The organism is Arthrobacter sp. B6, from assembly GCF_001663775.1.
Lineage (GTDB): Bacteria > Actinomycetota > Actinomycetes > Actinomycetales > Micrococcaceae > Arthrobacter.
On the sequence record NZ_KV467168.1, the window covers coordinates 449,932 to 475,134 of the forward strand.

At 61.8% G+C, this 25,203-nt stretch carries 22 protein-coding genes and 2 pseudogenes; 13 read left to right on the forward strand and 11 right to left on the reverse strand.

Going from position 1 to position 25,203, the window contains the following annotated elements; all coding sequences use genetic code 11:
- Nucleotides 1-395: 395 nt before the first annotated feature.
- From AU175_RS01900 to AU175_RS21595, 3 genes and pseudogenes are all read right to left on the reverse strand, one after another.
- Nucleotides 396-1,676, reverse strand: a complete 1,281-nt coding sequence (locus AU175_RS01900) for a glycoside hydrolase family 15 protein (protein ID WP_331711948.1) — start codon at nt 1,674-1,676, stop codon at nt 396-398.
- A 174-nt stretch (nt 1,677-1,850) separates the two neighbouring features.
- A pseudogene (locus AU175_RS22600) lies at nt 1,851-2,219 on the reverse strand (trehalase-like domain-containing protein); the annotation flags it as partial.
- Between the two features lie 358 nt (nt 2,220-2,577).
- Nucleotides 2,578-2,745 (reverse strand): hypothetical protein, encoded by a 168-nt coding sequence (locus AU175_RS21595; protein ID WP_156642121.1) that lies wholly within the window; start codon nt 2,743-2,745, stop codon nt 2,578-2,580.
- A 321-nt stretch (nt 2,746-3,066) separates the two neighbouring features.
- Between AU175_RS21595 and AU175_RS22530 the strand changes: the two genes are divergently transcribed.
- The gene (locus tag AU175_RS22530) at nt 3,067-3,195 is read left to right on the forward strand and encodes a hypothetical protein (protein ID WP_269449468.1); all 129 of its coding nucleotides are present in this window, start codon (nt 3,067-3,069) and stop codon (nt 3,193-3,195) included.
- Nucleotides 3,196-4,617: 1,422 nt separating this feature from the next.
- Here the strand turns inward: AU175_RS22530 and AU175_RS01910 are convergent.
- The 5 genes from AU175_RS01910 to AU175_RS01930 all read right to left on the reverse strand — a co-directional run bounded on the left by AU175_RS01910 (nt 4,618) and on the right by AU175_RS01930 (nt 9,090).
- Nucleotides 4,618-4,911 (reverse strand): hypothetical protein, encoded by a 294-nt coding sequence (locus AU175_RS01910; protein ID WP_066285393.1) that lies wholly within the window; start codon nt 4,909-4,911, stop codon nt 4,618-4,620.
- A 4-nt stretch (nt 4,912-4,915) separates the two neighbouring features.
- Nucleotides 4,916-5,845, reverse strand: a complete 930-nt coding sequence (locus AU175_RS01915; RefSeq protein WP_066285394.1) for a VOC family protein — start codon at nt 5,843-5,845, stop codon at nt 4,916-4,918.
- Nucleotides 5,846-5,909: 64 nt separating this feature from the next.
- Nucleotides 5,910-6,767 carry a fumarylacetoacetate hydrolase family protein gene (locus tag AU175_RS01920; protein ID WP_066285397.1) on the reverse strand — a complete coding sequence of 286 codons (858 nt, stop codon included), beginning with the start codon at nt 6,765-6,767 and terminating at the stop codon, nt 5,910-5,912.
- A gap of 773 nt (nt 6,768-7,540) precedes the next feature.
- A complete protein-coding gene (locus tag AU175_RS01925; RefSeq protein ID WP_156642123.1) occupies nt 7,541-7,981 on the reverse strand; it encodes a hypothetical protein in 441 nt (146 codons plus the stop codon).
- Between the two features lie 413 nt (nt 7,982-8,394).
- Nucleotides 8,395-9,090 (reverse strand): FadR/GntR family transcriptional regulator, encoded by a 696-nt coding sequence (locus tag AU175_RS01930; protein WP_066285401.1) that lies wholly within the window; start codon nt 9,088-9,090, stop codon nt 8,395-8,397.
- A gap of 558 nt (nt 9,091-9,648) precedes the next feature.
- Here AU175_RS01930 and dctP point away from each other — a divergent pair.
- The 12 genes and pseudogenes from dctP (at nt 9,649) to AU175_RS01990 (ending at nt 21,849) form a co-directional block, all read left to right on the forward strand.
- Nucleotides 9,649-10,767, forward strand: a complete 1,119-nt coding sequence (gene dctP / locus AU175_RS01940) for a TRAP transporter substrate-binding protein DctP (protein WP_197497012.1) — start codon at nt 9,649-9,651, stop codon at nt 10,765-10,767.
- Nucleotides 10,768-10,844: 77 nt separating this feature from the next.
- Entirely contained in the window at nt 10,845-11,489 is a 645-nt protein-coding gene (locus AU175_RS01945) for a TRAP transporter small permease subunit (protein ID WP_066285405.1), read from the forward strand.
- The gene (locus AU175_RS01950; RefSeq protein ID WP_066285407.1) at nt 11,479-12,963 is read left to right on the forward strand and encodes a TRAP transporter large permease; all 1,485 of its coding nucleotides are present in this window, start codon (nt 11,479-11,481) and stop codon (nt 12,961-12,963) included. Before AU175_RS01945 ends, AU175_RS01950 begins: the two co-directional genes overlap by 11 nt.
- A gap of 57 nt (nt 12,964-13,020) precedes the next feature.
- On the forward strand, nt 13,021-14,028 hold the full coding sequence (locus tag AU175_RS01955) for an aldo/keto reductase (RefSeq protein ID WP_066285409.1): 1,008 nt from the start codon (nt 13,021-13,023) through the stop codon (nt 14,026-14,028).
- Nucleotides 14,025-14,435: a nuclear transport factor 2 family protein gene (locus AU175_RS01960; RefSeq protein ID WP_066285410.1), complete on the forward strand. Its 411-nt coding sequence runs from the start codon at nt 14,025-14,027 to the stop codon at nt 14,433-14,435. Before AU175_RS01955 ends, AU175_RS01960 begins: the two co-directional genes overlap by 4 nt.
- Complete coding sequence (locus tag AU175_RS01965; RefSeq protein WP_082978965.1) at nt 14,432-15,430, forward strand: zinc-binding dehydrogenase; 999 nt, start codon at nt 14,432-14,434, stop codon at nt 15,428-15,430. Before AU175_RS01960 ends, AU175_RS01965 begins: the two co-directional genes overlap by 4 nt.
- Nucleotides 15,431-15,469: 39 nt before the next feature.
- Nucleotides 15,470-16,681 (forward strand): cytochrome P450, encoded by a 1,212-nt coding sequence (locus AU175_RS01970; RefSeq protein ID WP_066285411.1) that lies wholly within the window; start codon nt 15,470-15,472, stop codon nt 16,679-16,681.
- Nucleotides 16,682-16,980: 299 nt separating this feature from the next.
- On the forward strand, nt 16,981-17,838 hold the full coding sequence (locus tag AU175_RS01975; protein WP_066285397.1) for a fumarylacetoacetate hydrolase family protein: 858 nt from the start codon (nt 16,981-16,983) through the stop codon (nt 17,836-17,838).
- A gap of 64 nt (nt 17,839-17,902) precedes the next feature.
- Nucleotides 17,903-18,799, forward strand: coding sequence for a VOC family protein (locus AU175_RS01980; RefSeq protein ID WP_231938428.1), 897 nt, complete (start codon nt 17,903-17,905; stop codon nt 18,797-18,799).
- 85 nt (nt 18,800-18,884) lie between these two features.
- Nucleotides 18,885-19,112, forward strand: a pseudogene (locus AU175_RS22685) (YciI family protein); the annotation flags it as partial.
- A 24-nt stretch (nt 19,113-19,136) separates the two neighbouring features.
- Entirely contained in the window at nt 19,137-20,759 is a 1,623-nt protein-coding gene (mhpA, locus tag AU175_RS01985; protein WP_066290367.1) for a bifunctional 3-(3-hydroxy-phenyl)propionate/3-hydroxycinnamic acid hydroxylase MhpA, read from the forward strand.
- 460 nt (nt 20,760-21,219) lie between these two features.
- Nucleotides 21,220-21,849, forward strand: coding sequence for a FadR/GntR family transcriptional regulator (locus AU175_RS01990; protein WP_197497013.1), 630 nt, complete (start codon nt 21,220-21,222; stop codon nt 21,847-21,849).
- A 224-nt stretch (nt 21,850-22,073) separates the two neighbouring features.
- Here AU175_RS01990 and AU175_RS01995 read toward each other — a convergent pair whose 3' ends face one another.
- The 3 genes from AU175_RS01995 to AU175_RS02005 all read right to left on the reverse strand — a co-directional run bounded on the left by AU175_RS01995 (nt 22,074) and on the right by AU175_RS02005 (nt 25,197).
- Nucleotides 22,074-23,429 (reverse strand): glutamyl-tRNA reductase, encoded by a 1,356-nt coding sequence (locus tag AU175_RS01995; RefSeq protein ID WP_066290375.1) that lies wholly within the window; start codon nt 23,427-23,429, stop codon nt 22,074-22,076.
- Between the two features lie 191 nt (nt 23,430-23,620).
- Entirely contained in the window at nt 23,621-24,403 is a 783-nt protein-coding gene (locus AU175_RS02000; RefSeq protein ID WP_082978967.1) for an SDR family NAD(P)-dependent oxidoreductase, read from the reverse strand.
- Nucleotides 24,403-25,197: an HpcH/HpaI aldolase family protein gene (locus AU175_RS02005; protein WP_066285416.1), complete on the reverse strand. Its 795-nt coding sequence runs from the start codon at nt 25,195-25,197 to the stop codon at nt 24,403-24,405. Before AU175_RS02005 ends, AU175_RS02000 begins: the two co-directional genes overlap by 1 nt.
- Between the last annotated feature and the right edge of the window lie 6 nt (nt 25,198-25,203).

The following is a 25,203-nucleotide window of genomic DNA, read 5'->3' on the forward strand; positions in this document are numbered from 1 at the left end:
CCGCCCGCACTTGTGGCGCTTCGGGTCCCAGCGCAAGTAGCTCTCATAGAGGGCGCGGCGGGATCGCACCCCGAAAGCTGACAACGGTCGAACTTGTAGCATAGGCAGCGGATTACGCTCTGCCATTCCTTTTGGCTGACTATTTCCATCTACGGAGGCCTCAGACCCCTAACGCCGATAATTCATTCACACGGCCGCTGCGGCCGAGGATCTCTGCTGCCTGACCTTCAGCGACCTATCGAAGGCCTACACGATGCCCGGCGACCGCGCGAACATTCTGGCTGACAGCTTCATAGCGTCCCCGGCCGTCCTTAGCAGATTCCCTGTCCTAAGCGACCAGGTCGCACGAACCCCGGCACTGTACGCACGTTTACGCCAGTTCTTGCCGGGAGCTTTTATGCTGCCGACTTGGCAGCCAGGCTCAGCCTGTCAACTCCATGCATCGCGTCTGCAGCACGCACCAGCGCCAAATGGGAAAATGCCTGTGGATAGTTTCCGGCCATCCGCAGCTCCTTTGGGGCAAACTCTTCGCTGAGCAAGCCCAGTTCATTGGTGAAGCCCACGAGGGTGTCCATGAGCGCCTCGGCTTCTGCCCTGCGGTTAGTACGCGCGTACTGCTCTACCAGCCAAAAGGAGCAGGCCAGAAACGGTTGCTCACCTGGTTCGAGTCCGTCGATGCCGCTTTCGGTCCGGTAGCGTAGCAGCAGGCCTTCCTCGGTGAGTAGCTCTCTTTCCAACTGCGCCACCGTACCGAGTATGCACTCATCGCTGTAGGCGAGAAAGCCAACCTGCGGCAGGGTCAGAAGGGCCGCGTCCGTGTGATCGCCGCCGTAGGTTTGGGTGAAGGACTTGAGCCCGTGGTTGAAGCCGCGGCCCATAATTTCCGCCCGCAGACGCCGGCGCAGTTCGTCCCAGCGGTCAGCTGGGCCAGGCAGCCCGTGGTCACGGACAGCCCGGACGCCGCAGTCGAATGCGGCCCACATCATCACCCTCGAATGCGTAAAGTATTCGGCGGTGCCACGGATCTCCCACAAGCCACAGTCCTTGTCATCGAAGTGCTTTTCCACGTAACCGAGCAGTGCCCGCTGAAGCGCCCAGGAGAAGGGATCTTCTTTGCCGCCGGCGAGGCGCAGCCTTTCAAGGGCGACCAAGACCTCGCCTACAACGTCAGCCTGGTACTGGTAGACCGCAGCGTTCCCAATCCGTACCGGTCTGGCGTCCTGGTACCCGGGCAGATGATTCAGAACTTTCTCTGCCAAATCGCGTTCGCCCGCGAGCCCGTACATGATCTGTATATCCTCGGGGTCTCCGGCGAGGGCGCGCAAGAGCCAATTGCGCCACTTTAGCGCCTCCGATTCATACCCATGGGTCAGCATGGCTTCCAGGGTCAGTGCGGCGTCACGAAGCCAACAATAGCGGTAGTCCCAATTGCGTGTACCGCCGAAATCTTCAGGCAGTGAAGTCGTCGGTGCGGCGACGATGCCGCCTGTCTCATAATGCGTCAGAGCGCGCAGCACCAGCAGGGATCGCTTGACTTCGGCCGCGTATGCACCGTCCTGCCGGCAATGGTTACCCCAACGGGTCCAATAGTTCACCGTCTCGGCCAAGGCAACGTCAAAGTCAAGTGGTGGCGGAATCTCCCGGTACGACGGAAACCACGTCAACTCAAAGTCCACATTTTGGCCGGCACTAACCGTAAATTCGCCAATATGTCTCTGGTCATGGGCGTGAGGCAGTTGTCCACCGTGTAAGACCCAGGCATCAGGCCCTGCGATGGCTAGCAGCGTTTCCCCGGCTAAGTTGGCCGGGTCCCTGCGCCCCCGGCTCATCCATGGGGTGAGCGCTCCGTAGTTAGGGCGGATAGCCAGCTCCTGCCGCACGGCAACTCTACCTTTGAGCCCGGTCACCCGTCGCAAAAGTGAGGACCGTCCCCGCCCGGCTGGCATGAAGTCCGTCACCAGGATCCGTCCCCTCGGGGTACGCCACGTCGTCTCAAGAACGAAAGTTGACTCCAGATACTGACGGTTTACGACTACAGCGTCGGGCTGAGCCGGTGCGATCAGCCACCGCCCATGCTTCTCAGTACCCAGAAGTGCTGCGAAAACTGAAGGTGAGTCAAAGCGCGGAAAGCAGAGCCAATCCACGCTTCCGCTCCGGGAGATGAGTGGCCCGGTAGCGAGGTCTGACAGGAGCGCGTAGTCCTCTATTGGTGCAGCCATGGTTATACCTAAGCACGACGGCCACGCCCACGGGAGACCCTGGTGCAAGGCAAATGCAGCCAAGTGAAATGGGCCGGCAGGCGTCAATGTAGCCCGTTGCCGTCCCGCCGGAGGCTAGGTATCGCGTGAGCGGTTCCACCGATCTCAGCACACGACGCGCGGCCTCCGCTGATGGGGGTTCCGCACCTCACGATTAATAGTTATAGATAATAATGGTAATGATCGATTATTGACTGAGTCGTCGGTCACATCTATCATTAATAGTGATTGATTATGGTCATCCTATGGGTACATACACGACGAGAAAGGAAGCAGTGAGATGACACGCGAAGAAGCCTATTCCCGATGCCCATCGGACTCATACGTTGAATTTTATGGGAACGAATGGCTGATTGTTCCGTTCGCCCAGGTCGAACAGCCTCCTTTCTTCGTCTGCCAGCCTGACGGCGACTACTTGCTGGTATAGGGGAATGTCCATGTTTAGCGCCGCAGCCCTTGCTGGGGTGTCGATGATGCCGTGGAGCATACGGGCTTTCCAACTTGACCGACCGTGCGCTTACGGGAGCCTGACAACGTTCCGCCGTGCAGGACCGTCGGCTCCTGCTCCATCGTCCGTTCCTGTGCCACCTCTCCATGACGAAAGGCTTCCCCTTACGTCAAATCGGAGCCATCGAGGTGCTTCCCCGCTGATTCCCTATCTACGCCGGCCTGCATCTCGCATCCGGTTCCGTTCAATGGCCCTACATGCCGCCCGTCGAGTCTCCCCAGCGTCGTCGCTGCGGACTTGGAACGGCTGGCGACCTACGCTTGGAAGGGAAATGGCTCCATGATTTTCCTGGCACATCAAATGAGACTGCTGTCCCACCTTGTCCACAGCAAGGACCTTGCCCTGTGGGAAGCGGAGCTGGCGGCGCCCAGCATCAAATTGACCTCGTCCGCCTGGGTGGGTTGGTATGAAGCGGATCCTGAGACCTGACAGGGCAGAAATTTGCGGCGGATCCATCGCCTCTTTGGAAGCAGGCAAGGGGCAGCGGTCCTCCACGTGGCATACCGTTACGCGCCGGCTTTATCCACTGCCGTGCACAACGCACTACACGCTTAGGCATCCGCCTGGATGCGCGACCTAACATCCACGTTGATGGCACACCCCAGAGCAACCTTGCGGATTCCTCTCGTTCCGGTCGAAGAAGGAAGCGATGCGATTCTCGTGCGTAGTCCCGGACAGAAGGATAGAAACGATCAGGCCCAGCCCGTGCTGGTCATCCGGATCAATGCACCGCGCGTATCCAGGGGCTTGCTCTCTATATTGACCAACCCGGAGCCGACCGGATTCTTGATCGCATAGAGGTCCTGACGGCTGAAGTGATTGGGCCGCTGACCAAGTCTGGCAGTGCCATGGGGTCCTGAGCAGTGCCAGAACGGGAATCCCGGCGCAAGCGATGCCGTATTCGGCAGCACTTGGTCATCTGGCAGCTGAATGAGGGGTGCATGCCTCGCAGCAGGCCACCGCTTCTGCCACCCGGTCCCCTCCAGTAGGGGCATAAGCATAAGCGCCCGAATCGCCCTTTATGCCTGGACTCCCTTCTCCCGATTCAATGGACGCTTCTCCTCCATCCCGGCGGCACTCCTCGGCGGCCACGCCATCAGCGCAGCCAAGGCCGCTTGCTCGGCGGCGTAATGCCCGGGCGCCCCGAATGTTCTGAGTATCCCTCACGTGTTCGAGGGCCTGCTGACGCAGCGCCGCGGAGAATTCGACGTCCGGCCATCCCCAAATAGAAGTATCAGGGTAGACGAGCAAGGACGTCCGGCAAATTTCCTGCATTTCTAAGACAGTATGTCCAGGTGCGTCTTGCCCGGGGACATGGCCTCCGTTTCCAACGTCAGTGACGGCTCGGTCGCTGATCATCCGGTCAACGGTAAGGGGAAGGCCGCACTCCGCAACGATTTTAGGGCTGCATTCCTTTGGCGACGTGGTCTGTGACCACGATGCCACGTGTGGCGCCAACTACCAGATCCATGGCACCGCCGAAGCCTTCGACGAGGTCACCTTGTTGGGTTGGAACCCCGCCCACGGCCACGCAATGAGTTCGTCGTCGTCAGAGACTTGCTCCATCAGGCTGGATGAGCACCACGCTGTGGTCTTTTTTCTCGGATGCATTGTCGGGTCGGGCTGCCCATCGGGCAAGTTCGGGTTTGCATTGGATCTCCTATGGGCTCGAATTGGCCGGCTTGGACTAACCCTTAACGAATCCAGCGATCTACTACCGGTGTATATACGCTTAGCGCGCGGGGCGGCGGGGTAGTCGTCCGTAGGGGAGATTGTCCTGATCGGCACTCACGTGGTTTGTGCGATTTCAAGCTGCAGGTTCGGGTCTGCTCGGTCGCTGATTGGAGAAGTTCAGGATTGGGGCCGGTTCCCCTGGACCCGTGAATCCACACGCCAGACGTCGATTCCATCGGAGCGGTGGATCATTGACCTGCCCAGTCCGTTAATTCGATTCACCCAGATAACCGTGCCGTCGTCCGCGATTTCATCGACCCATCCTGCCCCGACGACTGCTGCGCCACAGCGCAGCTCGATGAACTCCCTGCACCACAGGTTTTCCCAGTGTCCGACGTAGGCGGCTTGCCGCCGTATTGCGGGCAGGCCATGGATTCCTGGAAACTCAGCCGGCATGGCTGTACGGATCATCGTTTTATCCCATGGTCGTCGGTGCGTGGGTGCCGGTCATGAGGGCGGCGAGGTCGTCGGGTTCGAGGAAGGAAGGGGGTGGGGGTGGGCCCCAGTTGAAGAGGCCTTGAGCGCCTTCGAAGGTTTCGGGGGTCCAGATTTCGTCTTCGGGGATGCAGTCCATGTCGGAGTAGTACTCGGAGAAGTTTCCCGCGGGGTCTTTGAGGTACCAGAAAAAGTTGGAGCCGGCGTGGTGCCGGCCGAGGCCCCAGATGTGGCGTTCGGGGTTGTTTTCGAGCATGGCTTTCGCGCCGCGGCCGACGTCGTCGATGTCATCGACCTGCCAGGAGGTGTGGTGCAGGAAGTTCACGGGTGCGGCGAGGGCCAGGACGTTGTGATGGTCCACTGAGCAGCGCATGAACGCGCCTTTATCGGAGATGTAGTCGCTGACTTTGAAGCCGATGCCTTCGGTGAAGAACCGCATGGTTGCTTCCAGGTTCACGGTGCCGATCACGGTGTGCCCGAGTTTGCGGGGCTTGATCACGTAGTCCCTGACGACTCCGGGGGCCCGGCCGAAGCGGTCGATGCGGCCTGGCCCGTTGTATGGGGTGGCAGGAGTTTTTTCCTGAGCGATCCGGGGTGCGACATGGATGCGGGCGGTAAACCCGGAGACGGGTTCGGTGGCGAGCAGTTCGGTGCCGTTGTGGTTGATCGGGACACCGAGTCGGGTCATCTGGGAGGTGACCTTGGCGACGTCGTCATCGTTGTCGGCGCCGACGCCGAGTTCGACCAGACGGCGGCTGGGGGCGTGGATGATTTTGAGTTGTTCGCCGCCGTCCCGGGTCCCGAACGAGTTGTTGCCCAGAGGGTCGAGTCCGAATTCCTCATAATAGGCGGCCGTTTCGGCGACGTTCGGCACACCCATCACCACGCGGGTCAGACGGTGCAGTGACATGGGATTACTCCTTTGTATCCAGGGGTTTAGGTAGGTCGTGGATCCGGCGCCAGTACAGTTCTGTTTATTTGCCGGGAGAAATGAAGGTCTGGCTGATTTCGCCGATCCCTTCAATCCGGGAGACCAGGGTTTCACCGGCCTGGATAAATCGCTGAGGGCTGCGGCCCAGGCCGACACCGGCAGGGGTGCCAGTGAAGATGATGTCGCCCGGGAGCAGGGTCACCGTCTGGGACAGGCCCTCGATCAGGGCCGGGACAGAGAAGATCAGTTCACTGGTCCGGCCCTTCTGAAGTTCCTCGCCGTCGATACTGCACCCGATTTCCAGATCATCCGGATTATCAAAGGAGTCGGGAGTAACCAGCCACGGCCCAACAGGACCGAACCCGGGAAATGACTTACCCAGCCCGAACTGCGGCGCCGGGCCGCGGAGTTGGGAGACCCGTTCGGAAATGTCCTGCCCGACCGCGAGCCCGGCGACGTACTCCCAGGCCCGCGCCGCGGGGACGTTTTTGGCCTCGGTACCGATGATGGCAACGAGTTCGACTTCCCAGTCCGTGTTCCCTCCCTCAGGCAGCACGACTTCGGTTTCGGCGCCCGCGAGGCAGGTGCCAAACTTCGTGAACACCGGAGGCAGCGTATCCGGCTGGGCGAACCCTGACTCCTTCGCGTGCTCACTGTAGTTCAGCCCAATCGCGAAGATCTGCCGGGGCGCAGGCGACGGGGACCCGAGTAAGGACCGGTCAACGACCACGTCAACGGAAGCCTTGGTCAGGGAACCGGCCCACCCAGCGAACTCATTCCATTGGGCGTAGACCGAACCCAAATCCGGGCCGAACCTGCCGTCGCTGGCGGTATGGACATCAATGCCGGCCTCGTCAGAGACCAGCACAACAGCTCGGTTGTCGTGGTTAGCGATACGCACAAAAGCTCCTCTTGGAATAAATCGCGTGACCGATCGCGGCTTCAAGCCATAATCATAATGATCGATAATAGCGATTTCAACGGTAAATGTGATGTGGTCTAGTGTCAAGACTGGAATCATAAGGACGACCGCCTCTGCGCCCCTTGCTGCAGCGTTCAGCAGCCCCCGAGGTGAGGTCCGCAACTAAGCCAGCGCCCCGGCCCGTCGTCCAAGACCTGCTGCGCCTTGGCCTTTGGTTACCAAGCTGTCGCCAGCGGTATCGGACCGGCTCAATGAAAGACTTGCGGCGTTCCACTTACGGGGCGGCCAAGATCGACCTCCACGCCCAGTAGTTAGGGAAGTTGGATTCCTATGCAGCGAAGTTCACCAAAGCAGGCTTGTGCCTCTCCCGGAATTGTTCCTTCGTGCTGCAGAGGCCACGGGATAGCGTTCCTGATCCAGCTCGTCGGGTAATTCCACTTGCACGAAACAAAAAGGGACTAACGGCTCACCCACAATCGAGGAAGTCGAGCCTGCCGTCCGGGCCTACCCCCATGGTCGGACCGTGACAGAGGCAGCCCTCGCCAACTCCGCTCAGGGACATCTACTTCCGGTCCGTCATGTCCGAAACCCATCGAGTTCTCCACCCTGAAGACCGACGCTCGCGACGCGGTGCATCTGACACGAACACTGCCTATGAGGGCCAATCCAATGTCGATTTCGAGCGTGAATCAGGGGCCGGCCCCGTAGTGACTCATGGCAAGATGCTCGCGAAAGTGGTGCGCGTGCCTCATCTATTTTTGCTCGCGCAGCTGATGCTTCGCTACGGCGAGGGCTATCAGTTCGGTCTGGATGGTGGTGATGCCGCGGGTGGGGTCGGCCGAGCTGGTAGCCGCCGTCAGCTCGGCGAGTTCAGAGGCTTTGGCTTTGGCGAGGATTCCGGAGTCGATGACGCGCTGGGCCTTGGTTGTAGGCGGGCCTTGGGTTTGGCTGCGTCTTTGGTGGGCTTGAGGAGCCGGTCGATCGTGGCCCCGGAGACCCTGCATCAGCTGGGCCGCCACTGCGGGGGCCAGCCGCTTCGCATCGAGTTCCCCGAACGCGTCCAGCTTCGGTAGCCACAAGTCAATGGTCGCTGCCAGGTATTTGCCTGAGGGCATCCCGGCGAGCCGCCACACACTGATCAGGACCTTGAGGGTGTCATCGCCGTAAATCCGTCCCCGCGGCTTCCGCACCACCAATTTTCGCTGGGCCTTACGCCTATCCCCCGTGGACAGTGCCCGGCGGCGTTAGCCCTGGACAACCCCGGATGATGGCAACGAGCTCGTCCAGAAGCAATCCCTTGGCGTTCTTCGACGACTTCGCATAATCGGCTGCGTACTTTTCTTCGTGTTCTCCCTACGCATTGCCTTCGACAGGTCCATCCCTCATCTCACCGCCGCGACCGTAGCCGCCCGTGATTTCGCGAGCGTTTTCCAAATGAGGCAATCACCCCGTTTCGCGAGCTATAGGTCAGTCTCGTCGGACCCTGGCGCCGATCAATGGACTACAACTAATCGGATGACAGGGTCCATCTGGAATCTGCCTTGCATCGACGTGGACACCGTGTCGATCATCTGCGCAGGCATCTCATCCTGTCAACAGCCAACGCTCAGGTCTTGACGCTTGTCGTGTTGTGGTCGAAGAGGACCTGGCGGGACAGTTCCTCATCCCGCTGCTCAATTGCATCCACCATCCGCTCGTGCAGCACGGAGCGCTCGTGGAGATATTCCGGAAGCGGTTGGTCCTGGGTGCCGTGCACCGCACGCGTGTGCGACTCGATGATCTCTAGCAGGCTCTTGTAGAAAGAAGAGAGCAACTGATTCGGGCTGACGCTGGCGATCTCCGTGTGCAGTCCCCAGTTCGCGTGCACAAACGCGATCGCGTCGCCTTGCTCGGACGCGAGGCGCATGGTCTCGACCTTCTTGCGCATGAGCACGATGTCGGCCGGCGAGGCGTAGGCGAGGGCGTCCTCCATGAGCAAGGGGTCGAGGGCATCGCGGATCCGAACTGCATCGGCCACGGCCATCGCACCTGCGTCCAGGGCAAGCATGGAGTTTCCCAGTCGGACCTGCACGGACTGTTCGGCCGCGAACAGGCCACCACCGGGCCCGGGGCGGACCGCTACCAGACCCCGTGTCTGCAACAGTCGAAGCGCCTCGTTGAACGTGCCCACAGCCACCCCGCATGCCTTGCGCAGCTCCTCCTTGGTGCCCAGGCGGGACCCAGGATCGGCCGACTTCACGATCGTCTCGATGGCGGCCGCGGCCTGCTCAGCCCTGTTCAGAATCGAACTCCCGGCTCCCATGAGCTCGGGTCCCCACCTGGTGCCAGACAGATTAGCGGCCGAGCTTGACCGCGTGCCTGCGATCTCTTCGTTATCAATCAACGCAGCACCCCTAACACTTATATTTGATTATTATCAATATAGCCGAAGGTCTTGACATGCAGTGCAGATCACATCAAAGTTGAAATCGGTAACATTAATCATGGTTGATTGAGGGTATCGATGCGAGTGACAAACCTTATCGTCCCGTTGTCCTTTGAGCTCAGTGCTGAGCTCGGCGTGACCTCGGGGCCTGGGGATACGTTAGTTGCCGACGCTTCGCCGGAGCGGATTTTCGTTCGCCCGCTCCCGAGCTGAGTAGGCCCTGCGGCTACGGTTGCGGCGCCGAATCGGAGCTCAGGAGCGGCACCCATCGACGTTCTGTACCGATCATAAGAGCCTGGATCTTCACCTGCTGTGCACGCTCGCTTCACCAACTAGTTCGGTCCTCTCGTCGAAATGCACTTCGCTTCCGGGCGAAACGAAAAGTCGAAAGCCTTCTGCTGCCTGAGTGCGCAGACCGAAAACGGAGAAAATAAAATGAAAAGTCCAGCAAAACGCGCTGTGGGCGTATCCATCGTGACACTAGTTTGCGCTTCGCTCACCGCGTGTGCGGGCGGCAGTGCCAGCAGCGTCACCACCAACGCAGAGTCCTGCGAGAAAGTCACGTTACAGTACGCCGCGTACAGCACGCCCAAGAGCCCTTCCGAAATAACCATGGCGGGCTGGTACGCCTCCGAACTGGAAAAGCGAACCAACGGATGCGTGACGATGAAGGGATCATGGTCAGGTGCCCTTCTCGGCGGGGACACGATGCTCGAAGGAGTCGCCAGCCACCAGGTCGACATGGGGGAAATCAACCCGATCTACTACCCCGCCCAGCTGCCACTGACCCAAGTAGTGGGACTGCCCTTCACCAACGAAGGCAACCCCGCTGCGGTCACCGACGCCTACGCGGAACTCTACGAAACCGATGAAGAGTTCCGGGCTGAATGGGAGAACAACGGCGTCGTAGTTCTCGCCTGGAAACAGTTGGGGCCAGCAATGATGGGGGCCAAAGAACCGATCGATTCGCTTGAGGACATGAGGGGACTCAAGGTTCGGACCGCTGGCAACATCACCCAGGTATTCAACGCCATCGGCGCGGACCCAATCGGAATCCCCGGCCAAGAGGTCTACGAGTCACTCCAGCGCGGAACGATCGATGCGTACGGTGCCCAGTCACTGGAATACATCCCGCAGCAATCATTTGCCGAGGTGGCGCCCTACACCTACGAGACGGGTTCTGGTGTGTACGCGATCGACACCACCGTGATCAATAAATCGGTATACGACAACCTTGGCCCCGACGTGCAGCAGGTGTTTGTTGACCTCCGCAAGGAGTTCAACGCAAAGCTGACTTCGATAAAGGCCGAAATGGGCGCGGAGGTGTGCGATGCACTCCTGAAGCAGGGTGCGACGGTCGGAGTGTTTTCTGACGACATGGTCGATCAATGGGAGAAGGCTGTCGGTGACAGCGTCTACAAATCCTGGGCGGGCACCATCGGCGACGAAGAGAAGGCCAGGACGTTCTTCGACCGGTACACCCAACAGGTAGAAGCCAAGCAGAAGAATTATCCCGCCTACGAGTCTGCCACAGAAGCGTGCGTGAATAAGTGACGATCCCGATGTCACCAGACACGACGGTCCCGCCGCCAGCGCTTGCGGAAACGGACCCCGCACCAGAAAGCGAGAAAATGCGCGTCGTCGATTCGGTACTCGCGGCAACCAGTAGGATCGCCTCGATCGCCGCCGGAACCGGGATATTCATTCTTATGCTCCTCACGGTCACCGACGGTATACAGCGGACGTTATTCGGGAGAGGCATTCCTGGAAGCGTCGAGATCACGGAGGTTTTTCTGGTCATTCTGGTTTTCGCCGGGATGTTGGGAGCCGAGGTAACCGACTCGCACATATCCACCTCGATTGTCACCGATCAATTGCCTGCGCGGGCGCGCCGGGGGGCACGACTCATCGGCACGACCATAAGTTTCCTCGGGGCCTCGCTTTTCGCCTACGCGAGTGCCGCGCCCGCTCTGCGGTCGGTGGCGATCCAGGAAGTCGAGTTCGGCCTGATCCGGATCCCAATTTACCCAGCCAAGATTTTCATCTTCCTGGGATTCGTGCTCCTCGCCGTAGCAATCCTGTGCGGAATTTTGCGCCAGATTCTCGATCTGCGTCATGATCCCGACGGAACCGCGTCATCTGAAGAAGGCGTCCCGGCGACCGCTTTCGCAGCGACCGGTGGGCCGTTTGATGGGGCACCCGAAATGGCCACCAGCCCCGACGCGACACAACCTGCCGCTCAGCACAACGAGAAAGTTCTTCATCATGAGTACTGAGTTACTCGCCACCATCGTGGCCTTCGCGTCGTTCTTCATAATGATCTCCCTCCAGGTTCGCATCGCTCTCGCGCTCGGCATCTCTGGTTTCATCGGCATCGTCATCCTGAGCGGATTCGGCGTCGGAATGTCCATCCTTGGTTCATTCCCCTATTCGGGTTCGTCGAAGTACACGCTGTTCGTGATCCCCATGTTCATCATGCTCGGATCTCTGGTGGCGCATACCGGAATCGGTGAAGCCATCTTCGCGGCGGTCAACAAGGTCGTGGGCAAGGTGCACGGCGGACTCGCCGCATCGACAGCTGTGGCCATCGGAATGTTCAGCGGGATCTCGGGGACTAGCGCGGCCGACATCGCCACCTTCGGCCGGCTGTCGGTCACGGAAATGCGGCGCGCCGGCTACCACCCGGCGTACGCTGCCGCCGTAACAGTCGCCGCCGGTACCTTCGCCGTCCTTATCCCACCAAGCGTAATCCTGCTGATCTTTGCAGTGGTCGCCGAGCAGTCTGCCGGGAAGATGCTCATGGCTGGCCTGATCCCGGGCGTTGCATCCTGTTTGGCGCTGATCATCTTCGTAGTGGTCCGTGCCTACGTCGGTAAGGAAACCGGGACCGGAGGTCTGCGCAAATTCACCGGCTCCAAATCCTTGGCCATCTCTGATCTTGCACCGGTTGGCGTTGCCGCTGGCGGTTCTTCCGCCGGCGAAACAACGATGCTGCTCGAAGCTCCTGCCGCGTCGACGGTTTCGAAGAGTCGGATTCCCGCGGCCGGGATTGATCTGGATCTCGGCGTCCCACAAAAGTCCAGGCGGTTCGCCGGCTTCAGCGGCATCGTCTACGCCGGAATGCTCTTCGCCGTCGTCATGGGCGGCATGTACTCAGGATTACTAACCGCATCAGAGGCCGGTGCTTGGGGCGCATTCGCCGCACTGCTCATCGTTATATTCACGTCGGCCCGACCCAAAGGGCTGACACGCCGCAACGTGGTATCGCTGGCGTTGAAGGAGACAGCCAACACGACGAGTATGATCTTCCTCCTGCTGATTTGCGGCTCGGTCTTCGGCTTCTTCGCGGCCCGGGCAGGATTGCCACAACTCGTCTCGGACTGGACAGGACAGCTGAACGTCCCTCCCCAGGCACTCATCCTGCTGTTCCTATTGATCCTGATCCCGTTGGGGATGTTCATGGACAGCCTGTCGATCCTGCTCCTCGCGGGCCCGGTGATGTTGCCGATCGTCGACGAGATGGGCTTCAGCCTCGTCTGGTTCGGCATCCTGATGCTGAAAATCATCGAGATCGGACTCATCACCCCTCCGGTCGGCCTGAATGTCTTCATCATCTCGGGCATCACCAAACTCAAAGCAGAAGGAATCTACAAGAAGGCAGTGCCCTTCGTCCTGCTTGATCTCGCGCTGACGTTTGTGTTCTTCCTCTTCCCGGACCTCGTTATGTGGCTACCTAACCTGGTGGATTGACCGGGGCCACACCGCATCCTGATAAATCCAATCCAAAGCACACTAGGGACTACGACAATGAAAACGAGAAGAATCGGTGCCCGGGGCCCGGCAGTGGGTGCCCTCGGGCTCGGCTGCCTCAACCTGACGGGGCAATACGGCGAGCCCGTCGGGACAGCTACCGCGAGGGCGGCGGTAGACGCGGCGATCGAACATGGCATGACGCTGTTCGACACGGCAGATTCCTACGGTACTGACCACGCCAACGAGCTGTTCGTCGGCGAGGTCATCGCCGGCAGACGGAACGAAGTGACCCTCAGCACAAAGTTCGGTGTCGTCGCGATGGCCGAGAACACGGCCGACGCCATCCGCGGTGACAGGCCGTACGTGAAGTCTTCGTGCGAAGCGTCTTTACGCCGTCTCGGAGTCGACCACATCGACCTCTACTATCTGCACCGCCCTGACCCGAAAGTGCCGATCGAAGAGACAGTGGGGGCAATGGGCGAACTGGTCGAAGCTGGAAAGGTCCGCTGGATCGGCATCTGTGAGGCCAGTGCTGAGACTATTCGGCGGGCGCACCGCACCCACGAGCTGAGTGCAGTTCAAAGCGAGTGGTCCTTGTTCTCACGCGACATTGAGTCCGAAGTGATCCCGGTTGCGAAAGAACTTGGGATCAGTGTTGTTCCGTTCGCCCCCTTGGGGCGTGGCTTCCTCACCGGCGCCATCGCGTCGCTTGCCGACCTGCCTCCAGACGATTCACGCAGACGGATGCCAAGATTTCAAGAGGAGAACTTCAACCGTAACCTCGAGATCGTGAGAATCGTTCGCGAAATCGCCGGGGAGAAGGGGTGCAGCCCCGCCCAGATCGCACTGGCTTGGCTGCTCGCCCAAGGCGACCACGTCGTGCCTATCCCAGGGTCCGACCGCCCTGAGCTGGTAGCGGAGAACGCTGCCAGCGTGGAGCTCGTGTTGTCCCAGGCCGACCTGGACCGTATAGAGGACCTGCTCCCGGTCGGCACCACTGCCGGGAACCGCTACTGGGACATGTCCTGGGCCGAGGGCCAGACGCCCGAGGTGCCCAAGTGAGAGGGCTATCTGCGGAAGATTATGCCGCCATCACGTCCCTCTACGCGCGCTACAATCAGGCTGCCGACCAGGACGATTTGGCGCTGTGGGAGACCTGCTTCACCGAGGACGCGGTCACGATTCGCAACGGCATCGAGCTCCGACGAGGGCTAGCCGCTCATGTTGAGCAGCGTCGGGCGGACCCGCTCCGGGGCCGTCGCCAGCACTGGAACAACAACCTGATCCTGACCCGCATCGACGAGTCCCATGTGCAGGGCCGCTGTTACCTCATGGTGGTGGACGTGGAAGGCACCGGTTCGCCGCCGGCAATTACCGAGCTTGGATCCTATATCGACCGGGTGCGGTGGGACGGGGAAGAGTGGAAGTTCGCCGAACGGGTCATCTCCTTCCGCTACCGACCGTCATGAGCGCCACCGCTACCTCCATGAGGGCTGCGAGATTCGTCGCCGTGGGCCAACCCATCCAGCTAGAACGGGTAGCCATTCCGTCGCCGCGCCCCGGATGGGTGCTTGTCGAAGTACTCGCGGCCGGTTTGTGCCGCACCGACCTCTACCTGATGGAAGGAAAGGTCTTTGGCTCTTCCACTGGCGCGCGGAACCTTACTCAGCCACCACTCACCCTCGGGCACGAGATCTGCGGCAGGATCGTCGCGCTGGGCACGGACGTCGAAGGGTGGACCGTGGGCGACAGGGTCATCTCCGCCAACGACCCGAGCAACGTCGCCTTCGGCTCCCCGGGCAATACGATTGACGGCGGGTTCGCCGAGTTCTGCGAACTGCCGGCAGCCAGGCTGGTCCGTGTGCCCGACGCCGTCCCGGATGCTCTGGCGGCCATCGCTCCGGATGCCATTACTACCGCGTGGACAGCGGTCAAAAAGACTGCAGCCGTGACCGCAGGGCAGCTGGTGTGTGTCCTGGGTCTAGGCGGCCTGGGGATGAACGCTGTACGCACTGCAGCTCTCCTGGGGGCCCATGTGGTAGGCGTCGATCGCAACCCTGCGTCGTTCGCGCCTGCCAAGGCAGCCGGCGCGAGCCAATGCACCCTGAATCTATCGGAGATCGGGCTGGTTCCCGACGTCGTGATCGACTTCGTCGGCTCCGCGGGCTCTGTCCACGGCAGCTTGCAGGCGGTGGCGCCCAGCGGCAGAGTCGTTGTCGTGGGCCTGGCGGACGGAAACGTACCGGTCGACACCTACGACCTGATCATGGGCGAAAAAACCCTGAGGGGCTCCCATGGAGGAGACCATTCAACGCTGGCCGAGGTGCTCGTCGAGCTGGAGCGGGGAAACCTCGCCCCGACCGTTGACGAGGTCCCCTTCGACGCACTGCCGGAGGCGTACCGGCGTATCCAGCACAACGAGCTCGCAGGCCGCCGGCTGGTCACCCGCCCAAAGACCTGCTGACCACAAACTACCCATGTCTGTAACACAGAGGAGAAACTAATGACCATTGACTACCCGATCGCCCGAGATGCCCGCTGCCCGTACGAGCCTCCAGCGGCCTACCTCGACACCCTGTTGACCAAGCCGATCACCAAGGCGCGCCTATGGAACGGCGACCAGGCGTGGCTGATTGTGGGCCACAAGGAATCCAACGAGGTGCTCGCCGACGACCGCTTCAGTGCACGCCCCGATGTCCCTGGCTACCCGCACGTTAGCCCCGCCCTCGCCGGCTACCGGAAGAGCGGACTCGAGACCTTCAACAACAAGGACAACCCCCAGCACAGCCTCGAGCGCCGCATGTTCACCAAGTGGTTTACAGTACGCCGCATCAATTCGCTGCACGAGAAGATCGCTGACCTGGTCGACCGTGTCCTCGACGGCCTGATCGCTGAGGGTGATACAGCAGATCTCTACGCACAGCTAGCCTTGCCGATCCCGTCACAGGTCATTTTCGCCATGCTCAATGCGCCCTACGAAGACCACCTCGTGGTGGAGGAGGCGACCAACACGATCCTCTCGTGGCGCTCGACCACTGAGGAATCGGCCGCTGCCTCAGCCGTGCTGCTCCAGTTCTGCGAGTCTCTGGTGAAGCAGCGCAAAGAGCACCCCCTGGACGACGACGTGATTTCCGAAGCCATCGAGGAACACGTGAATACCGGCCAGTGCACTCTTGAACAACTCACGCAGGGCATCCGCCTGCTCTTCCTCGCGGGCCACGAGACAACAGCCAATGCCATATCGATGAGTATCCTCGTGTTGCTCGACCACCCCCATCTCGCCGCACAGCTGCGTGAATCCGAGGACCCTGCATTCGTAGAGCGGGCCGTCAAGGAGTTGCTCCGTTTCGTCACCATCGCTCAGGCCGGACGGTGCCGGGTAGCGTTGCAGGACGTCACCATCGGCGGCGTCACAATCAAGGCCGGGGAAGGGGTTATCGTCTCCAGCGAATCGGCCAACCGGGACCCGAGTGTCTTCGAGCACGCCAGCGAGGTCGACTTCGACCGCGAGCACCTTCAGGAATCGGCCAGCTTCGGGTACGGGACCCATCGGTGCGTCGGGGAACGCCTGGCAGTGGTGGAGTTGCAGGTCGTGCTTCCTGCCGTGCTGCGCAAGCTACCGGACCTCCGCCTCACCGTCGAACGTAAAGACCTGCCGTACAAAACCGACCACACCGTCTTCGGGGTGTATGAACTGCCAGTGGCCTGGGGGTGATGACGCGACAGAGCGGCTCTTGTCATCCGCCAGTGGCCGGATGCACAGTGCTGGCCGGACACCCCACACGAACGGTGAGGGCGAGGCTATCGTGCGGGGGCACTCCCGCCATTGTTGATGCAACGGACCACAATTCGACAGTGCACCACTTCAGGACCCAGGGGTTGACCTGAGCCCCAAAGGTAACCTCCGGTTTTACCAGGGGGTGCCCCGGGTTCTGGTTACAGAACTGATCGCACGTCCACACTGCGGACTGCCGCCGCACATCGAACCGGCAGCACTACTAACAAGGAGCTTTTGTGCGTATCGCTAACCACGACAACCGAGCTGTTGTGCTGGTCTCTGACGAGGCCGGCATTGATGTCCATACCGCCAGCGACGGCAGGTTCGGCCCGGATTTGGGTTCGGTCTACGCCCAATGGAATGAGTTCGCTGGGTGGGCCGGTTCCCTGACCAAGGCTTCCGTTGACGTGGTCGTTGACCGGTCCTTGCTCGGGTCCCCGTCGCCTGCGCCCCGGCAGATCTTCGCGATTGGGCTGAACTACAGTGAGCACGCGAAGGAGTCAGGGTTCGCCCAGCCGGATACGCTGCCTCCGGTGTTCACGAAGTTTGGCACCTGCCTCGCGGGCGCCGAAACCGAAGTCGTGCTGCCTGAGGGAGGGAACACGGACTGGGAAGTCGAACTCGTTGCCATCATCGGTACCGAGGCCAAAAACGTCCCCGCGGCGCGGGCCTGGGAGTACGTCGCCGGGCTCGCGGTCGGGCAGGACATTTCCGAACGGGTCTCCCAACTCCGCGGCCCGGCGCCGCAGTTCGGGCTGGGTAAGTCATTTCCCGGGTTCGGTCCTGTTGGGCCGTGGCTGGTTACTCCCGACTCCTTTGATAATCCGGATGATCTGGAAATCGGGTGCAGTATCGACGGCGAGGAACTTCAGAAGGGCCGGACCAGTGAACTGATCTTCTCTGTCCCGGCCCTGATCGAGGGCCTGTCCCAGACGGTGACCCTGCTCCCGGGCGACATCATCTTCACTGGCACCCCTGCCGGTGTCGGCCTGGGCCGCAGCCCTCAGCGATTTATCCAGGCCGGTGAAACCCTGGTCTCCCGGATTGAAGGGATCGGCGAAATCAGCCAGACCTTCATTTCTCCCGGCAAATAAACAGAACTGTACTGGCGCCGGATCCACGACCTACCTAAACCCCTGGATACAAAGGAGTAATCCCATGTCACTGCACCGTCTGACCCGCGTGGTGATGGGTGTGCCGAACGTCGCCGAAACGGCCGCCTATTATGAGGAATTCGGACTCGACCCTCTGGGCAACAACTCGTTCGGGACCCGGGACGGCGGCGAACAACTCAAAATCATCCACGCCCCCAGCCGCCGTCTGGTCGAACTCGGCGTCGGCGCCGACAACGATGACGACGTCGCCAAGGTCACCTCCCAGATGACCCGACTCGGTGTCCCGATCAACCACAACGGCACCGAACTGCTCGCCACCGAACCCGTCTCCGGGTTTACCGCCCGCATCCATGTCGCACCCCGGATCGCTCAGGAAAAAACTCCTGCCACCCCATACAACGGGCCAGGCCGCATCGACCGCTTCGGCCGGGCCCCCGGAGTCGTCAGGGACTACGTGATCAAGCCCCGCAAACTCGGGCACACCGTGATCGGCACCGTGAACCTGGAAGCAACCATGCGGTTCTTCACCGAAGGCATCGGCTTCAAAGTCAGCGACTACATCTCCGATAAAGGCGCGTTCATGCGCTGCTCAGTGGACCATCACAACGTCCTGGCCCTCGCCGCACCCGTGAACTTCCTGCACCACACCTCCTGGCAGGTCGATGACATCGACGACGTCGGCCGCGGCGCGAAAGCCATGCTCGAAAACAACCCCGAACGCCACATCTGGGGCCTCGGCCGGCACCACGCCGGCTCCAACTTTTTCTGGTACCTCAAAGACCCGCGGGAAACTTCTCCGAGTACTACTCCGACATGGACTGCATCCCCGAAGACGAAATCTGGACCCCCGAAACCTTCGAAGGCGCTCAAGGCCTCTTCAACTGGGGCCCACCCCCACCCCCTTCCTTCCTCGAACCCGACGACCTCGCCGCCCTCATGACCGGCACCCACGCACCGACCGCCCTTGGGCTCCACTCCCAACCGGTCTGAATCCGGCAAGACAACGATGCCTGAAAGGCCCCACCTTGTTTGTCATTAACATCAGCTACATCGCGCCCGCCGACGTCGTGGCGGAACACCGCCAAACCCACATCGAGTGGCTGCAGGCCGCCGTCGATTCGGGCATCATCGCAGCTGCGGGAAGCAAGACGACACGGGACGGCGGCATGCTGCTCTCCCTCATCCAGGACAGGGAGTATCTCGAGGCCGAGCTGGCGAGGGACCCCTATGCCACCACAGGGGTGGCGAACCATCACGTGACAGAAGTCAATGTGCCCATGGTCGGCAATGGCCTCGAACAGTTGAAAACCCCGGCCGCGGAGGACTTCGACGTGATCATTGCCGGCTACGGCCCGGTAGGACGAGTCCTTGCCTTGCAGCTCGGTCGGCGCGGCCACCGCGTTGCCGTCGTTGAACGTCAGCTGGTCAGTTACCCGCTGCCGCGCGCCGTCCATTTCGACGACGAAATCGCCCGCCTGCTGCAGTCCCTGGATGCCTCCCCCGACCAGATGTCCCACGCTGTCGAGGCCTACGACGACCTCTACGAATGGCACAATGCAGACGGTGAAGCGCTGCTACGACTGGAATGGCGGGGAGGAGGAAAAACAGGCTGGAACACCAGCTACTTCTTCCACCAGCCCAGCGTTGAAGCGTTCCTCCACGAAAAGGTGGAGGCTTTGGGAACGGTCACCCTGCTGCGCGGATGGGAAGCAGAATCCCGGCTCGAGACCGACGAGCACATCACCCTGCACGTGCGCAATCCGGAAGGCGACCGGCGCTCACTGAAGGGCAAGTACCTGGTTGGTGCCGACGGCGCCAACAGCAAAGTCCGCCGGTGGATGGAAACCACCATGACGGATCTCGGCTACTTCCACGACTGGCTGGTCATTGACCTGCTTCCGAAAGGGCCAGTGCACGTCGATCCGCCGGCACTGCAAATCTGTGACCCAAGTCGACCGACCACCCTCGTCCCCGGCGGACCGGGGCGGCGCCGCTTCGAATTCCTGCGTCTTGACGGGGAGACCAAAGAAGAACTCAACAGCGAGGCACGTGTTTGGGAACTCCTCCGGCCCTGGGGCGTCACGCCTGAGACTGCCGATCTGGAACGACGGACCATCTACACCTTCCAGGCCCGCTCGTGTGATGTCTGGCGCAAGGGCCGCATGCTCCTCGCCGGTGACTCCGCCCACCTGATGCCGCCGTTTGCAGGACAAGGCATGTGCTCGGGACTGCGGGACGCTGCAAATCTGGAATGGAAACTCGATCTGGTCCTCTCCGGCTTGGCTGACGACTCCGTCCTGGACTCCTACGGACCGGAACGGGCAGAACACGTCCGCCACTTCATTGAACGCTCCATCCAGCTCGGCGAAATCATCTGCCTCACCGACCCCGCGGACGCTGCAAAGAGAGACGCGAAAATGATGGGCGATATTGCCGCTGGCATCAGCATGCCCGCCCACCCCGCACCCCGTCTGGGAGACGGATTGTTCCGCAACGATGGACCGGGCGGGACCCTATCAATCCAGGCAACCGTCCGCGGCCCAGCAGGAGAAGGCCTATTTGACGACGTCTTCGTGACCGGCACCCTGCTCACAAGGAACAACGCGCTCGCCTCGCAGCTGCCAGAGAACCAAAAGGCCGCCCTGGCCTCAGTTGGGGTGGAGGTCGTTGCCCTCGGTCAGATCCCGGCTGCAGGAACCGCCGTCGACACCACCGGTGCCTACGAGCGCTGGCTCGACCAAATGGAAACCGACGCGGTGCTTATCCGGCCCGACGGCTACATTTACGGAACAGCGGCCGCCGCGGCAATCCCAGAACTTGCCAACGACTTCATGGCCGCTCTCCGCTGCGAAAGCAACGGTGCCCGCCGCCGCCCTGAACCTGCGACCGCGAACCGGTAACAACTGCAGCGCTCCTCTCGAATGTCAGCGTGCTCGCCCCCTTGTGTCCCCGCTCCTCGTCGGTGCGGAGAACAACGGCTGACTTGCCGTTTGCTGCTCCGCGCTACCGCCAGTCCGATCCCGGACGTTCCCCCCGTTACCGCAAGCACACGCTTCGACGACACGTCCCGTTGAGTTGTGAAGGTCAAAGACCAACGCCGGTCAGATCTGCACGGTAATTTGATGGTGAAGTCTCGATCGCCGGGTCTTGAACGCCCAGTCAAGCTTTCGTCTATATTGATAGGTATCAAATATAAGCGTAGGAGGCCTGCTGGTGTCAGTTGACAACTCGGAAGTCACGGCCGGTCGATCGAACGTGGTCCCGCAGTTGCTCGGAACCCAGAGGCGACCGGGGCTTATGGGGCCCGGGAGTTCGAATCTTAACAGGGCTGAGCAGGCTGCTGCCGCTATCGAGACGATCGTGAAGTCGGTCGAGCCCGGGTCCCGCCTGGGCACCAAGGAGGAGCTTCGCAAGGCATGCGGGGTGGCGGTAGGCACGTTCAACGAGACGCTTCGGCTGTTGCAGACGCGCGGACTGGTAGCGGTCCGACCCGGGCCCGGCGGTGGCCTGTTCGCCGCCGAGCAGACTGCGCAGGTTCGATTCGGAAACTCCATGCTCGCCTTGGATGCAGGTGCGATGGCCGTGGCCGATGCGGTCCGGATCCGCGATGCCCTCGATCCGCTGCTTATGGAGGACGCACTCGCCTACGCCTCTCCCGCAGATATCGTGCCGATGCGGGAGAAGGTCGAGGCCATGCGGGTCGCGTCTGAGGAAGCCAACGCGGTCGCGTTCGTGCGGGCTACCTGGGGATTGCATGCTGAGATCGCCGATGTCAGCCCGAACCAGATGCTCTCGTCGTTCTACAAGAGCCTGCTTGAGATCATCGAGTCGCACACGCTCGAGGTGCATGCCCAGGACCAGCCGCTTGCGGAGTATTTCCATGACCTCTTACTGATGCACGAGCGCATGGTGGATGCAATCGAGCAGCGGGATGAGGAACTGTCCCGTCAACTCCTTTTGGAGCACAAGACAATTACCGTTAAGTCCTGAATCTTGACGGTGCAGCCGGACCTGCCGCGCGCTTATGTTCGACGGTGCCTGCGTGGATGTGAGACACCGTGCGGGCGTGGCCAGCCATCACAGGCAGGCGCTTGCAGCCCACTGATCGGTGTCAGGGCCTGAAGTGCGCAGTGGCGGCGTCGAGTGCTGCAGCGGTCGGGCCACTGCGCAGGGCAGCGGGCAGAAACATCCAGCGGTGCCCTAATCGAGTGCGTTTAACCTGCTTGCGCCGCGTCGACCCTCTCGCTGGCGGCGATCTGCTCGGGTGCTGGTTCAACGTTCAGTCCGTAAAGGGCCTCCAAGGCTGCAGTGTAGTCGCCCTGCCGGCCGGACGCCGCCAGTTCCCGTGCCCGGGCCGTGGGCACATGCATGAGTTGCCGGACCATGCGCCGCAAAGCGAACTCCACGGCTTCTGCGGTGGCGGTGCAGCCATGCTGGTTCTTGACCCGCACCACCTCGCTGGCAAGAACCCGCTGCATGTGCCCTCGCAGTGCCACGATCGCGGGGTCCAGGAGGCGGGCCTGTTGGTCGTCTTCGAACCGCAGTGCAGCCTGTCGGACGACTTCGGCGGCCTCCTGGACAACGGCAGAGTGCTCGCGGGGTGATGCGGACCGCACGTCGTCCAGGGTGATGAGTTCAACCCCGGGCAGCTCACCGGTCTCCGGTTCGAAGTCGCGGCTCAGGGCAAGGTCGACGACGATGAGACGCTCCTGCCCGGTCTGCCGGAACCGCCTGAATTCATCTGCCCCAAGCCGGATGCCGCGGCCGCTGCAACCAATCACCACATCGGCGCCTTGGACTGCCTTAGGCAGTTCCGAGCGGCTCAGCCCGGCAGCACCCCGGGCTCCCGCGAAGGTCTCGGCGCGTCCGGACCACGAAAAGACGGAGACGTTGTCACAGTGCCCGGCTGCAAGAAGTGCCAGGGTAGACCCGGCATAGGCTCCGGTGCCGATGACAACCACCGATAGCCCTGCCACCCCGCTGCTGCCCAGCTTCACGGCGGCCAGGTCCAGGGCGGCAGAGACCATAGAGCGCCCGGCGTCGCCGAGCGTCGTCAGGGACCCGACGTCGCGTGCGGCGCGTGAGGCGGCCTGAAACAGGCGGATCAGGGCGCCGCTGGCCGTTCCCGATTCCTGGGCTGCTGTCAGAGACCGCCGAAGCTGGCCTGCAATTTCCCGTTCGCCGACCACCACTGAATCCAGGCCCGCACCTACGGAGAACAGGTGCTCCGTCATCGCTTGCCCGGACAAAAAGTCCAGGGACGCGCGGAGTTCTTCGTCGGGGACGCCGGAGCAGTCGCTGATGATCGACAGCATCCGGCCCCGGGCTGCTGATGGCTCCGTGCCGGCCGCGATCTCGAAGTAGACCTCGAAGCGGTTGCAGGTCGACAGCAGCACGGTGCCGGCTAGGTCGGGGGATGCGGCCAGGGCTGCGGACGTGATCCGGCGTGGGCCTGCCCCCAGCCGCGCAAGGAAGTCCAGTCCGGTTCCGTGGTGGGAGGCGACCAGGGCAAACACCTGGCCGCCCGGGGCTGACCGCGCAGCGGCATACTTCTCTGCTCCCACCGGCATCGCGTCACCTTCTGACACGGCATTCTCCGTGGCCATTGGCTTCCCTCCGGGAACTTCCTCTGCGACGGGGATGCCCCTGCCCCGTTGGAAAGGCGCGTTGTCTGGCCACGGAACCTTGGACCGTGGAGACAGCGCCACCCGCGGGTGGATGTGACTCAGCAAATTAGTGACGGACATGTCCGGCTAGGCCGTTATGCATACAGGCCGCCGTTGACGTCGAGGATCATGCCGGTCATGAACGAGGCCGCGGGTGAGCACAGGAAGGCCATGGGGCGCCCGATGTCCTCGGGCGCACCGGTCCGTCCCAGTGGGATCGTCGGCCTCTGGGTGGCGCCGGTGTGGCTCGCTGCGGCCATCATTGGTGTCTCGATCATGCCGGGGGCCACGGCGTTGACCACAATGCCGTGCGGCGCCATGGAACGTGACAGTGAACGCACCAGGGACTGGACCGCGCCCTTGGAAGCAACATAGGCCGGGTTGACGGCAGCGTTGCTGCCCCCATTGCGGGCGCCGAGCGAGCCGATCAATGCCACCCGTCCCCGTCCGCAACGCTGCATTTCAGGCAGCACCGCCCGGAGGACGTTCAGTGGCCCCAAAACGTTGATCCGCATGATGCGGTCGAAGTTTGTTTCCCATGAGTCGGGGTCGTCGTTTAACAGATCGCCGTCAACGTAGATGCCGCTGCAGTCGGCGACCGCAGTGAAGGGCCCTAGCTCATCAATCATCCGGGCCACCTGCGCCTTGTCGCCGTTGTCGAGAGCGGCCCCGGCGACTCGGTCCTCACCTACGAGTGCCCGCAGTTGACGCACGTCCTCCTCTGGATCTCGCAGGTCGAGCAACGTGACATGGGCGTTGGCCCCCAGGCAGGCGGCCACAGTAGCGCGGCCGATTCCGCCTGTAGCACCAAGCACCAGGACCCGGTCTCCGGTCATGTCCACGGGAGGACGGACGAGATCTGCCCATGAGGTGGTCACTAGAGGGTCCCTTCTTGCCGTGCGGTTCGGACTCGCTTTACGGCATCGCCAATTAGAGTTGCGTAGGCGGAGCGTTCGGGTTGGTGCATCATGAAGTCAGCGTCGCGACCGAAGTACTCGGTGCCGACGATCAACTTCCCCGCCTTACGGCAACTCGTGAGCGCAGCTTCATACGCCTCACCGACTCGCGAGTCCATGATGTCGACACCCATGTCTTCCGACAGGTCGCCGGCACCAAGAAAGACTGCGTCGACGCCGTCCTCGGCGACGATCTCGTCCAGCCGGTCGAGGCCGGCAACCGTCTCGACGATCGGGATGACCACTGCCCCGTCTCGCATTCGCTGCTTATAGATATGCCAGCCCGTCCAGCCGAAGCTTGCCGCGTACCCCTGGGGGAACATCCCGCGCTGACCGCCAGGTGGGTAGCGAGTCGCCGCGACACCTGCGCGGACCTCCTCTGCGGACTCGATCTTGGGCACCACAACGCCGGAAACCCCCAAATCGAGGAAGCTCTGGATGCGCGCGGCATCATTCACCCCCACTCTCACGAGGGCGAGGATCCCGGCCGCTTGGGCTGCGATAACGTGCGGTGCCACCTCTGCCGGGCTGAGGGGTGAGTGCTCGTTGTCGATCACGACGAAGTCGAGACCGGCGTAGCCGTTGATTAGGGTGAACGCGGGGTCGGGGGTCGTGACGAATGCCCCTTGGGCCGGTGGCGCGTGCCGCTTTCCCAATGAGCGAAACGCCTCCCGGAAGGTTCTTTCCTGTGCCGCGGATGGCGGTGACTGTGACATTGTTAT

Excerpts from the sequence above, each read along its gene's own strand:
- AU175_RS22530 (WP_269449468.1), top strand. The coding sequence starts at position 3,067 with ATGAGACTGCTGTCCCACCTTGTCCACAGCAAGGACCTTGCCCTGTGG.
- AU175_RS01950 (WP_066285407.1), top strand. The coding sequence starts at position 11,479 with ATGAGTACTGAGTTACTCGCCACCATCGTGGCCTTCGCGTCGTTCTTC.
- AU175_RS02005 (WP_066285416.1), bottom strand. The coding sequence starts at position 25,197 with ATGTCACAGTCACCGCCATCCGCGGCACAGGAAAGAACCTTCCGGGAG.
- AU175_RS21595 (WP_156642121.1), bottom strand. The coding sequence starts at position 2,745 with ATGCTCCACGGCATCATCGACACCCCAGCAAGGGCTGCGGCGCTAAAC.
- mhpA (WP_066290367.1), top strand. The coding sequence starts at position 19,137 with ATGGTCGGCAATGGCCTCGAACAGTTGAAAACCCCGGCCGCGGAGGAC.
- AU175_RS01910 (WP_066285393.1), bottom strand. The coding sequence starts at position 4,911 with ATGATCCGTACAGCCATGCCGGCTGAGTTTCCAGGAATCCATGGCCTG.
- AU175_RS01995 (WP_066290375.1), bottom strand. The coding sequence starts at position 23,429 with ATGCCGGTGGGAGCAGAGAAGTATGCCGCTGCGCGGTCAGCCCCGGGC.
- AU175_RS01970 (WP_066285411.1), top strand. The coding sequence starts at position 15,470 with ATGACCATTGACTACCCGATCGCCCGAGATGCCCGCTGCCCGTACGAG.
- AU175_RS01980 (WP_231938428.1), top strand. The coding sequence starts at position 17,903 with ATGTCACTGCACCGTCTGACCCGCGTGGTGATGGGTGTGCCGAACGTC.
- AU175_RS01930 (WP_066285401.1), bottom strand. The coding sequence starts at position 9,090 with ATGGGAGCCGGGAGTTCGATTCTGAACAGGGCTGAGCAGGCCGCGGCC.
- AU175_RS01955 (WP_066285409.1), top strand. The coding sequence starts at position 13,021 with ATGAAAACGAGAAGAATCGGTGCCCGGGGCCCGGCAGTGGGTGCCCTC.
- AU175_RS01915 (WP_066285394.1), bottom strand. The coding sequence starts at position 5,845 with ATGTCACTGCACCGTCTGACCCGCGTGGTGATGGGTGTGCCGAACGTC.
- AU175_RS01965 (WP_082978965.1), top strand. The coding sequence starts at position 14,432 with ATGAGCGCCACCGCTACCTCCATGAGGGCTGCGAGATTCGTCGCCGTG.
- AU175_RS01945 (WP_066285405.1), top strand. The coding sequence starts at position 10,845 with ATGCGCGTCGTCGATTCGGTACTCGCGGCAACCAGTAGGATCGCCTCG.
- dctP (WP_197497012.1), top strand. The coding sequence starts at position 9,649 with ATGAAAAGTCCAGCAAAACGCGCTGTGGGCGTATCCATCGTGACACTA.